Here is a 10,953-nt window from a genome sequence, read left to right on the forward strand (position 1 = left end):
GTTGTGATGACAACGATTTATTCACGATTCAAGGGGAAGTAGTAACTTAACCCGCACCTGTTTACGAGAGCTAAGAAAGGTCTTTTCTAATGTTGAATGCATTGATTGTTGGCGCCAGCGGGTATGCCGGTGCGGAACTGGCAACCTACTTGAATCGTCATCCTGAAGTTAACCTCGCCACACTCGCGGTGTCTGCACAAAGTGAAGATGCAGGTAAATTATTATCAGATCTTTATCCGCAACTCAAAGGTCGGCTGGATCTCACTTTACACGGGATGGTAGATCCACAGGCGTTGGCTGAACAACACGATATCGTGTTTTTAGCGACCGCTCACGAAGTGAGTCATGATTTAGCCCCGATATTTCTTAATGCTGGCTGTACGGTGTTCGATCTTTCCGGTGCCTATCGCGTCAATGATCCAGAGTTCTATACGCGTTATTACGGGTTTACTCACCAGCACTCGGACTGGTTAGCGAAGGCCGTTTATGGGCTGGCTGAGTGGCAGGCTGAGAAAATTCAGGCCGCACAGCTGATTGCAGTACCTGGCTGTTACCCAACAGCCGCCCAATTAGCGCTGAAGCCTTTACTGGACCGCCAGTTACTGAATACTGATTTTTGGCCAGTGATTAATGCGACGAGTGGCGTAAGCGGAGCGGGTCGTAAGGCTTCGCTTAAAACAAGCTTGTGTGAAGTCAGTTTACAGCCTTATGGCATTTTTACGCATCGTCATCAGCCCGAGATTGCGGCACATCTCGGCACACCGGTTATTTTTACCCCCCACCTAGGTGATTTTCCTCGGGGAATCTCTGAAACCATCACCTGCCAGTTAAAACATACGGTATCTCGTGAAGAAATCGCGGCTATCTTCCATCAAGCTTACGATAGTCAGCCATTGGTGCGGATTTATGATGAAGGGGTTCCAGCGTTGAAATCCGTTGTAGGGCTACCTTATTGTGATATTGGCTTTGCCGTTGAAGGTCAGCATCTGATTCTCATCAGTGTTGAAGATAATTTATTGAAAGGGGCGGCTTCCCAAGCAGTGCAATGCTTGAATATTCGGTTTAATTTTTCATCCACCCTTTCCTTACTTTAAAAAGAGTTATCGATTATGGAAAATCCATTAATTATCAAACTAGGTGGAGTTCTGCTAGACAGTGAAGAAGCTCTGTCGCGGCTCTTTGACGCCCTGCAGCAGTATCGTAAGCAACATCAACGACCGTTGGTTATAGTTCACGGTGGGGGCTGTTTGGTTGATGAGCTCATGAGCCAACTTAATCTTCCAGTGAAAAAGCAGAACGGATTACGCGTTACCCCAGCTGACCAAATCGATATTATCACTGGTGCTCTAGCGGGTACGGCGAATAAGACGCTGTTAGCGTGGGCTAAAAAATATGGTATTTCAGCTGTTGGACTGTCGCTGGGCGATGGCGATATCACCCAAGTCACGCAATTGGATGAATTGCTTGGCCACGTAGGTAAGGCCTCTGCGGGGAATCCGGCACTATTACATACACTTTTAGCCGCTGAATATTTGCCAATTATCAGTTCTATCGGTATTACTGATGGGGGGCTGCTCATGAATGTTAATGCAGACCAAGCGGCGACAGCGTTGGCAGCAGCTTTAGGTGCAGATTTGATTCTCCTTTCCGACGTAAGCGGTATCTTGGACGGCAAAGGACAAAAAATTGATCAGATGTCGGCACAAATGGCGGAAACATTGATTGATCAGGGCATCATTACTGATGGAATGATTGTGAAGGTGAATGCGGCATTAGACGCTGCGCGTACCTTAAACAGACCGATCGACATTGCCAGCTGGCGACATGCTGAAAAACTGCCAGACTTATTTAATGGCGTAGCCATTGGTACGCGGATTGTTGCGTAAATTAAAGAATATTTTCAAGGATCTATAATGCAAACTCAAAATATTAATAAAATTGTTTTAGCGTATTCAGGTGGTCTAGATACTTCGGCAATTATTCCGTGGTTAAAAGAAAATTATGGCTGTGAAGTTGTCGCATTTGTTGCCAACGTTGGCCAAGATCCTGCTGATTTAGAAGGTGTAGAGAAAAAGGCGATGCAGTCTGGGGCCAGCGAGTGCCACGTCGTTGATTTACGTGAAGAGTTTATCCGTGAATATGTCTATCCAGTACTTCAAACAGGGGCACTGTATGAAGGAACATACTTACTGGGCACCTCTATGGCGCGTCCAATTATCGCCAAGGCTCAAGTTGAAGTGGCTCTGAAAGTCGGTGCAGATGCACTATGCCACGGAGCAACCGGTAAAGGTAATGACCAAGTTCGTTTTGAGAGCACTTACGCAGCCTTAGCGCCACAACTGAAAGTGATTGCACCATGGCGTGAGTGGAATCTACGTTCTCGTGAAGCTCTCTTGGATTACCTCAAACAGCGTGATATTCCTACAACTGCCAGTTTGGAAAAGATTTATAGCCGTGATGAAAATGCGTGGCATATCTCCACTGAAGGTGGCGTATTAGAAAGCCCTGCCAATGCTGCAAACCAAGATTGCTGGGTCTGGACTGTTGATCCCCTAGAAGCACCTGACCAACCTGAAGAAGTTACCCTGACGGTCGAGAAAGGGAAAGTTGTTGCAGTGAATGGTGAAAGACTGAGTCCGTTCCAAGCATTAGAAAAACTGAATATTCTTGGAGCAAAACACGGTGTTGGCCGGATTGATATTGTCGAGAACCGGTTAGTCGGCATGAAGTCTCGTGGCTGTTATGAAACCCCGGGCGGCACCATTATGGTAAATGCCTTACGTGCCGTTGAGCAACTGGTCTTAGACCGTGACAGCTTCAAATGGCGTGAGCAGCTTGGTTTAGAGATGTCTTATGTTGTGTACGACGGTCGCTGGTTTACCCCAATCCGCAAAGCGCTGCAAGCCTCTGCGGAATCCTTAGCGGAAGAGCTTAATGGTGAGGTGGTTATGCGTCTTTATAAAGGTCATGCTACCGCGATCAAAAAGAAATCTGAGAATAGCCTCTATTCTGAAGAATTTGCGACCTTTGGCGAAGATGAAGTTTACGACCATAGTCATGCGGAAGGATTTATCCGTCTTTACTCGCTGTCTTCTCGTATTCGGGCATTAAAACAACAATAAGTCTTTAGGTGGTCGCAGGGCCACCTTCTTATCTATTTTTCAGGAGAGTTACCATGGCATTGTGGGGCGGACGGTTCACTCAGGCAGCCGATCAGCGGTTCAAACACTTCAACGACTCATTGCGTTTTGACTATCGCTTAGCCGAGCAGGATATTACTGGCTCTGTGGCATGGTCGAAAGCCTTAGTTACCGTCAATGTTTTGACTCGCGAAGAGCAACAGCGTCTCGAGCAGGCACTGGTCACGTTATTGGATGAAGTGCGTGAGAACCCAATGCAAATTCTGGAAAGTGATGCTGAAGATATTCACAGTTGGGTCGAAGGTAAATTAATCGACAAAGTCGGAGATTTAGGCAAAAAACTGCATACTGGTCGGAGTCGTAATGACCAAGTCGCGACCGATTTGAAACTATGGTGTAAATTTCAAGTCAATGAACTGCTTACTGCTGTCCGCGCAGTGCAACGTGCATTGGTCGAGACAGCCTCAGTACACCAAGATGTAGTGATGCCGGGCTATACCCATTTGCAACGTGCTCAACCTATTACTTTTGCCCACTGGTGTTTGGCTTATACCGAGATGCTTGCGCGTGACGAAAGCCGGTTAGAGGATGCACTAAAGCGCCTCGATGTCAGCCCTCTAGGTTGTGGTGCATTGGCTGGGACCGCATACCCCATTGACCGCGAGCAATTGGCTGAGTGGCTAGGCTTCTCCAGTGCTACTCGTAATAGCCTTGATTCAGTCTCTGACCGTGACCACGCGTTAGAATTAATGAGCCATGCTTCCATCAGCATGATGCATTTATCACGTTTCGCTGAAGATATGATTTTCTTTAACTCAGGCGAGGCGGGATTCATTGAGCTATCCGATAAAGTAACGTCTGGCTCATCATTAATGCCACAAAAGAAAAATCCGGATGCTTTAGAGCTTATTCGTGGTAAATGCGGGCGTGTTCAGGGTGCCTTAACCGGTATGATGATGACGCTTAAGGGGTTACCTCTGGCGTACAACAAAGATATGCAAGAGGATAAAGAAGGGCTTTTTGATGCACTCGATACTTGGCTAGAGTGTCTGCATATGAGCTGCCTAGTACTAGAAGATATCCAACTTAATTCCGCGCGCTGTAAAGAAGCGGCACAGCAAGGTTATGCGAACTCTACAGAGTTGGCTGATTATTTAGTCGCCAAAGGTGTTCCTTTCCGCGAAGCTCACCATATCGTGGGTGAAGTGGTGGTGGCTGCGATTAAACAAGGTACTCCTCTTGAACAATTAACGTTGGAGTATTTTAAACAGTTTAGCGATGTGATTGAGGACGATGTCTATCCATTACTTTCACTTGAGTCTTGCCTTGATAAGCGTAATGCCAAAGGTGGTGTCGCCCGTGAGCAAGTGGCTTATGCGATTGAGCAAGCGCGAGCTCGTTTAGCGTAAAAAAAAGCGGACGAAAATTCGTCCGCTGCCCTAGTGTGGCACTTTCTTCTTATAATTCTTTAGACTGCAAAGTGCTTCTCTAAATCGTCGCTACCCCCAATATGGCGGCCTCCGATAAAGACTTGTGGTACGGTAGAACGACCAGTGATAGCGCGTAAGCTAACAGTGGTAGCATCTTGTCCCAGTACCAACTCTTCATATTGTAGACCTTTATCCTGCAATAGCTGTTTCGCTTTTGCGCAGAAAGGGCAACCTGGTTTAGTAATAATTGACACAGACTCTTGTAATTTATGGTCCGGTGCCAAGTATTTCAGCATAGTATCAGCATCGGAGACTTCAAACGGGTCGCCCGGTTGGTCTGGCTCGACGAACATTTTTTCTATTTTCCCGTCGCGCACTAGCATGGAATAACGCCATGAACGCTCACCGAACCCTAAATCACCTTTACCGACTAACATACCCATGCCGCGGCTAAAATCACCATTACCATCTGGAATGAAAGTGATTTTCTCAGCATGTTGATCTTGTTTCCACGCATTCATCACGAAAGTATCGTTAACGGAAACACAAAGAATTTCGTCGACGCCGTGTGTCGCAAATACGCTGTGCAGTTCATTGTAACGAGGCAGGTGGCTCGATGAACACGTTGGAGTGAATGCACCAGGTAAAGAGAAAACAATCACAGTTTTATTTTTAAATAAATCGTCAGTCGTCAGATCGACCCACTTGTCACCTTGACGTGTATGAAACGTTACTTGCGGGACGTTTTTACCTTCTTGATTCTCTAATGGCATCTTGTGCTCCACTATTTGATATAGGTTAACTAATTGATGAGTTAATTATATGAGACATTCCTTGATAGGGCTAATCGTTCGTTGCTATGCTACCTATCGTTACGACCTATCATGAAGGAAGGGTATTAATGAACATCCGTGATCTGGAATATCTTGTTTCTCTCGCAGAACATCGTCATTTTAGACGAGCAGCTGATGCTTGTCATGTCAGCCAACCAACCTTAAGTGGGCAGATACGTAAGCTGGAAGATGAGCTGGGAGTGATGTTACTTGAAAGAACCAGTCGCAAAGTTTTATTCACGCAAGCGGGTTTACTTCTTGTTGACCAGGCACGAACAGTATTGCGGGAAGTTAAAATCTTAAAGGAGATGGCGAGCCAACAAGGTGAAACCATGTCAGGACCTTTACATATTGGCTTAATCCCTACCGTTGGGCCGTATTTATTGCCGCATATTATTCCTATGCTTCATAAAAGTTTTCCAAAACTTGAGATGTACCTCCATGAAGCACAAACTCATCAACTATTAGCGCAGCTCGATAGCGGAAAATTAGACTGTGCCATCATGGCGCTAGTCAAAGAGTCGGAAGCCTTTATTGAGGTTCCCTTATTTGACGAGCCAATGAAGTTAGCCGTCTATAGCGACCATCCATGGTGCCAGCGACAAACTATACCCATGAGCGACCTTTCTGGTGAAAAGTTATTGATGCTAGAAGATGGCCATTGTTTACGTGATCAAGCGATGGGTTTCTGTTTTCAAGCAGGGGCTGATGAGGATACGCATTTTCGTGCAACGAGTCTTGAGACGTTGCGTAATATGGTCGCAGCAGGAAGTGGCGTGACATTAATGCCAGCACTCTCCGTACCGAGTGAAAGGGAAAGAGATGGTGTCTGTTATATTGGGTGTGAATCACCAGTGCCTCAACGCACTGTTGCATTAATTTATCGGCCGGGTTCGCCTCTGCGTAGCCGCTATGAGCAACTTGCAGAGGCGATAAGCGCACATATGTACGCTTTACCCGCGGACGTATTAAAACAGTCTGTTTAAACCGTTTAATGCAGCCACGCGATAGGCTTCGGCCATCGTTGGATAGTTAAAGGTGGTATTGACGAAGTACTCAATAGTATTACCACCATTTTTTTGTTCCATGATGGCTTGGCCGATATGAATAATTTCAGCGGCCCTTTCACCAAAGCAGTGTATGCCTAAAATTTCTTTGGTTTCGCGGTGGAAAAGGATTTTCAGGCTACCCACATTCATCCCGACAATTTGCGCACGTGCAAGATGTTTAAATTGCGCACGGCCCACCTCGTAAGGGACTTTCATTGCAGTAAGCTGCTGCTCTGTTTTCCCAATCGAACTGATCTCTGGAATGGTATAAATACCAGTAGGGATATCTTCAACTAGATGTGCAGTCGCCTCGCCTTTAATAATGGCTTGTGCGGCAATACGACCTTGGTCATAGGCTGCAGAGGCTAGGCTTGGATAACCAATAACATCACCTACCGCAAAGATATGAGGTTGGCTAGTTTGATACATATTATTTACTTTTAATAAACCTCGGCCATCGGCCTCAAGTCCTGCATTCTCTAGAGAGAGTGAATCGGTATTACCCGTCCGGCCATTCGCAAATAATAAGCAGTCTGCTTTCATTTTTTTGCCGGATTTGAGGTGCATAATCACCCCATCTTCGACACCTTCAACTTTCTCAAACTCTTCATTGTGGCGAATAACCACGCCATTATTCCAGAAGTGGTAAGAGAGGGAATCCGACATTTCTTGGTCTAGAAAAGCTAACAGACGGTCTCGCGTGTTGATCAAGTCAACTTTTACGCCCAATCCACGGAATATAGAGGCGTACTCACAGCCTATCACGCCTGCGCCATAAATAATGACGTGGCTTGGCTCGTGTTCTAAATCTAGGATCGAATCGGAATCGTAGACGCGTGGATGAGTAAAGTCGATATTATCCGGATGATAAGGACGCGAGCCACAGGCAATCACGAATTTCTCTGCGGTCAATATTTCAACCGAGCCATCATGAGTAGTGAGTTCAAGCGTGTGTGCATCGATAAAACGTGCATCACCTTGGAACAATGCACAATGGTTTCTTTCATAAAACCCTTGGCGCATATTAGTTTGTTGCTGAATAACGTTCTCGGTATGTTTGAGAATATCAGAGAAGGAAGAACGTAGTAAGCGAGTATGGTCGCTGTATAGGGGGTTCAGATTGAACTCGATGATACGGCTAACTGCGTGACGTAAAGCTTTAGAGGGGATTGTGCCCCAGTGCGTACAACCACCACCGATATTATGATAGCGTTCAATAACAGCAATGTGAGCACCTTGTTTCACTAGGCCCATTGCGGCACCTTCACCACCAGGTCCAGAACCAATGACAATGGCGTCGTAATCGTAAGACTTTTTCATACCCATATGTCCTATTTCTCTATACATTTTTACAACCTGATTCTAACATCTTCATGATATTAGCTAAATGGTAAAACCATTTTTCCGCATTTCTGCACAAAAAATTAAGTAACAGAGCGTAATAATGTTTCCCCCGCTGTACGCTCAAACTTTGGTATAGTCTCACCATGAAAGATAAAAAGGCAGAAGTCATGGGCGTTAGAGCGCAGCAAAAAGAACGTACAAGGCGTGCACTTGTTGAGGCGGCTTTTAGCCAACTCAGTGCTGAACGAAGTTTTGCTAGCTTAAGTCTACGGGAGGTCGCTCGTGAAGCGGGGATCGCGCCAACATCTTTTTATCGACATTTTAAAGATGTGGACGAATTAGGACTGACGATGGTTGACGAAAGTGGTCTTATGCTCCGCCAACTTATGCGTCAAGCGCGACAACGTATTGCAAAGGGAGGCAGTATTATTCGGACCTCCGTCGCCACCTTTATGGAATTTATCGGCAATAACCCTAATGCCTTTAGGCTCCTTTTGCGTGAGCGCTCTGGAACCTCTTCCGCATTTCGTGCCGCAGTTGCCAGAGAGATTCAACACTTTATTGCTGAGTTGGCCGATTACTTAGAACTTGAAAATCATATGCCCAGAAGTTTCACTGAAGCGCAGGCTGAAGCGATGGTCACGATTGTTTTTAGTGCGGGTGCAGAGGCTTTGGATATTGACCTGACTCATCGGCGATTACTTGAGGAACGCTTGGTTTTACAACTTAGGATGATTTCTAAGGGGGCTTACTATTGGTATCGTCGCGAACAAGAACGGTTAACGTTACATAATGAAGGACATGAAGAGATGAACCCTATTCGTAAATAGGGTTCTACATTTTTAGCGCAATGTCAGTAAAACCCCAGATTCCATGTGATGGGTATAAGGGAATTGATCGAACAACGCTACGCAAGAAATAGTGTGCGTCTCTGATAATACCGAGAGATTTTCGCAAAGCGTTTGTGGATTACAAGATATATAGAGGATGCGTGGGTATTGCTGCACCATTTTTAGCGTTTGCTCATCGAGTCCACTGCGAGGAGGATCGACAAAAATGGTTTCGCAATTGTAAGACTGTAGGTCAATACCTTTTAAGCGATTAAATGCCCTAACACCTTGCATCGCCTGAGTGAACTCTTCCGCGGACATCCGAATAATTTGTAGGTTGTCGACATTATTGGCTGCAATATTGTATTGCGCGGACTCGACGGAAGGTTTAGCTATTTCTGTGGCGAGGACTCGATTGAAATTCTTCGCTAACGCGATCGAGAAATTACCGTTCCCGCAATAAAGTTCCAGTAGATCGCCGGTAGCATTCTGAGTGATAGACTGCGCCCACTCGAGCATAGAGATGTTAATAGCGGCATTAGGTTGCGTGAAGCTGTTCTCAACTTGACGATAAACGAGCGTTTCGCCATTTACGTTGAGTGCTTCTTCTATATAGTCTTTATCTAAGACGATTTTCGTTTTTGTCGCTCGACCTATGATATCGATAGTGAACCCCATCTGCCGTAAACTATCTCGTAATACTTTGGCGGCGGCTATCCAATCATCATTGAGTGGGCGGTGATACAGCAAGGTGACCAATGCTTCACCACTTAGCGTAGTGAGATAATCAATCTGGAAAATTTTGTGTCTAAGTACTTGGTTCTGTTTGAGAGCATCGATCATAACTGGCATCAGCTGATTGATTAACTCACTTGCCGCCGGAAATTGTTCAACAGGTATCCGTGACTTTGTCGCTTGGTCAAACATGATATGGTACAAGTCATCGCCTTCGTGCCAAAGACGAAATTCTGCACGCATACGATAATGACTCACAGGCGAGCGGAAAACTTCGATTTCAGGGTGGTGATAGGACGATAATAGCTGGCTGAGACGTTGATGTTTTTCAGTAAGCTGTGAATCGTATTGTGTTGTGGGAAGATGTTCCGGAGTCATAAATTGAACCTATAGAATAGCCTGATCAGCGGTGGATTGTAGGGATTCTATACACGATGTCCAGCTTCTATCATTATCCATTGCTGAGTTAACCTCGCCGAGAGTGGTATCATAGTCACTATAATCAGATGCGTACGAGAAAATAATGGTTATACCGATTCAACTTCCTTCAGAAGAGTTTTCGCCTAACCGCGAGACAGCGCCAACAATATTGATTATTGATTCTGGAGTCGGCGGGCTCTCCGTCTATGACGAAATAGCAACGTTATTACCGACGGCACGTTACCTTTATGTTTTCGATAATGCAGGCTTTCCTTATGGAACCAAAGAAGAGTCATTCATTATTGAGCGAGTCGTACAGATTACGCAACAAATGGCGGAAGCCTATACTATCGATCTCGCTGTTATTGCCTGCAATACTGCCAGCACCATCACATTACCTCGACTACGTGAGACTTTTAGTTTTCCGGTCATCGGTGTCGTGCCAGCGATAAAACCTGCTGCGCAACTTACGCGAAATGGTGTTGTTGGATTGTTGGCGACTCAAGGGACGATACGGCGGGAATATACTTACGAACTGATCAAGCAGTTCGCCACCGGGTGCCAGATTGAAATGTTAGGTGCATCTGCACTGGTCGAGTTGGCTGAGCGCAAACTACACCGACAAGATGTTTGCCTAAATGAAGTGAGGGCAGCAGTGATGGCGTGGCTAAGATTACCCACCGTACCCGATACCATCATTTTGGGTTGTACGCACTTTCCTTTATTAAAGGAAGAGCTTGAGTACGTATTCCCAAAAGATACGCTTTTCGTTGACTCGGGGATAGCGATTGCTCGTCGTGCTGTCTTTTTACTTAAAGATAAAGGTATGGCTACGGCTTCTCAGCCTTCTAATATTGCATTTTGTACATTCGAAGATGAGAAATCAGCATTACTTTTACCTGTTTTACGGCAATATCGGTTTGAAAGGCTCGAAAATATCTCAAATAATGAGCGATTCGCACGAATCTCCAGCAACTGATGATTTTTTTTAAATAATCCCTTGCGCTCTGAGCGGAACTCCCTATAATGCGCATCCACTGACACGGCAAAGCGAGATACGCAGCGCGGTGACAGGGACTGAAGCGATTCGGTCCGGGAGAAAAAATCAAAATAATGATTGACTCCTGAGGTGAAGCGAGTAATATACGCCACCTCGCGACAACGAGTTAAAA

The 10,953-nt window shown here is 45.7% G+C and carries 10 protein-coding genes; 7 read left to right on the forward strand and 3 right to left on the reverse strand.

All coding sequences use genetic code 11. The features are described from left to right. Positions 1-89 precede the first annotated feature (89 nt). Genes argC through argH form a run of 4 tightly spaced genes read left to right on the forward strand, consistent with a single transcriptional unit; the run spans position 90 to position 4,549 of the window. Positions 90-1,094, forward strand: a complete 1,005-nt coding sequence (gene argC / locus HH682_RS09135) for an N-acetyl-gamma-glutamyl-phosphate reductase (RefSeq protein ID WP_214237262.1) — start codon at positions 90-92, stop codon at positions 1,092-1,094. Between the two features lie 15 nt (positions 1,095-1,109). Beyond that, a complete protein-coding gene (gene argB, locus HH682_RS09140) occupies positions 1,110-1,886 on the forward strand; it encodes an acetylglutamate kinase (protein WP_214237263.1) in 777 nt (258 codons plus the stop codon). Positions 1,887-1,913: 27 nt separating this feature from the next. Continuing rightward, the gene (locus tag HH682_RS09145) at positions 1,914-3,122 is read left to right on the forward strand and encodes an argininosuccinate synthase (protein ID WP_214237264.1); all 1,209 of its coding nucleotides are present in this window, start codon (positions 1,914-1,916) and stop codon (positions 3,120-3,122) included. Positions 3,123-3,175: 53 nt separating this feature from the next. After that, entirely contained in the window at positions 3,176-4,549 is a 1,374-nt protein-coding gene (argH, locus tag HH682_RS09150) for an argininosuccinate lyase (RefSeq protein ID WP_214237265.1), read from the forward strand. A 59-nt stretch (positions 4,550-4,608) separates the two neighbouring features. On the opposite strand, the gene HH682_RS09155 is transcribed toward argH, so the two are convergent. After that, positions 4,609-5,343 (reverse strand): glutathione peroxidase, encoded by a 735-nt coding sequence (locus HH682_RS09155; protein ID WP_214237266.1) that lies wholly within the window; start codon positions 5,341-5,343, stop codon positions 4,609-4,611. 128 nt (positions 5,344-5,471) lie between these two features. On the opposite strand from HH682_RS09155, the gene oxyR reads away from it, so the two are divergent. Continuing rightward, the gene (gene oxyR, locus HH682_RS09160; RefSeq protein WP_214237267.1) at positions 5,472-6,389 is read left to right on the forward strand and encodes a DNA-binding transcriptional regulator OxyR; all 918 of its coding nucleotides are present in this window, start codon (positions 5,472-5,474) and stop codon (positions 6,387-6,389) included. On the opposite strand, the gene sthA is transcribed toward oxyR, so the two are convergent. Then, on the reverse strand, positions 6,372-7,772 hold the full coding sequence (gene sthA, locus HH682_RS09165) for a Si-specific NAD(P)(+) transhydrogenase (RefSeq protein ID WP_214237268.1): 1,401 nt from the start codon (positions 7,770-7,772) through the stop codon (positions 6,372-6,374). The two genes, oxyR and sthA, sit on opposite strands and share 18 nt — an antisense overlap. A gap of 191 nt (positions 7,773-7,963) precedes the next feature. Here sthA and fabR point away from each other — a divergent pair, with 191 nt between their 5' ends. Further along, positions 7,964-8,626 (forward strand): HTH-type transcriptional repressor FabR, encoded by a 663-nt coding sequence (fabR, locus tag HH682_RS09170; protein WP_214237277.1) that lies wholly within the window; start codon positions 7,964-7,966, stop codon positions 8,624-8,626. A gap of 12 nt (positions 8,627-8,638) precedes the next feature. On the opposite strand, the gene trmA is transcribed toward fabR, so the two are convergent. Beyond that, complete coding sequence (gene trmA / locus HH682_RS09175; RefSeq protein ID WP_214237269.1) at positions 8,639-9,739, reverse strand: tRNA (uridine(54)-C5)-methyltransferase TrmA; 1,101 nt, start codon at positions 9,737-9,739, stop codon at positions 8,639-8,641. 145 nt (positions 9,740-9,884) lie between these two features. On the opposite strand from trmA, the gene murI reads away from it, so the two are divergent. Then, on the forward strand, positions 9,885-10,760 hold the full coding sequence (murI, locus tag HH682_RS09180; RefSeq protein WP_214237270.1) for a glutamate racemase: 876 nt from the start codon (positions 9,885-9,887) through the stop codon (positions 10,758-10,760). Positions 10,761-10,953 lie beyond the last annotated feature (193 nt).

Origin of the sequence: Rosenbergiella gaditana (genome assembly GCF_018494065.1) — a bacterium.
Taxonomy (GTDB): Bacteria; Pseudomonadota; Gammaproteobacteria; order Enterobacterales; family Enterobacteriaceae; genus Rosenbergiella; species Rosenbergiella gaditana.

Excerpts from the sequence above, each read along its gene's own strand:
- argC (WP_214237262.1), top strand. The coding sequence starts at position 90 with ATGTTGAATGCATTGATTGTTGGCGCCAGCGGGTATGCCGGTGCGGAA.
- argB (WP_214237263.1), top strand. The coding sequence starts at position 1,110 with ATGGAAAATCCATTAATTATCAAACTAGGTGGAGTTCTGCTAGACAGT.
- HH682_RS09145 (WP_214237264.1), top strand. The coding sequence starts at position 1,914 with ATGCAAACTCAAAATATTAATAAAATTGTTTTAGCGTATTCAGGTGGT.
- argH (WP_214237265.1), top strand. The coding sequence starts at position 3,176 with ATGGCATTGTGGGGCGGACGGTTCACTCAGGCAGCCGATCAGCGGTTC.
- HH682_RS09155 (WP_214237266.1), bottom strand. The coding sequence starts at position 5,343 with ATGCCATTAGAGAATCAAGAAGGTAAAAACGTCCCGCAAGTAACGTTT.
- oxyR (WP_214237267.1), top strand. The coding sequence starts at position 5,472 with ATGAACATCCGTGATCTGGAATATCTTGTTTCTCTCGCAGAACATCGT.
- sthA (WP_214237268.1), bottom strand. The coding sequence starts at position 7,772 with ATGAAAAAGTCTTACGATTACGACGCCATTGTCATTGGTTCTGGACCT.
- fabR (WP_214237277.1), top strand. The coding sequence starts at position 7,964 with ATGGGCGTTAGAGCGCAGCAAAAAGAACGTACAAGGCGTGCACTTGTT.
- trmA (WP_214237269.1), bottom strand. The coding sequence starts at position 9,739 with ATGACTCCGGAACATCTTCCCACAACACAATACGATTCACAGCTTACT.
- murI (WP_214237270.1), top strand. The coding sequence starts at position 9,885 with ATGGTTATACCGATTCAACTTCCTTCAGAAGAGTTTTCGCCTAACCGC.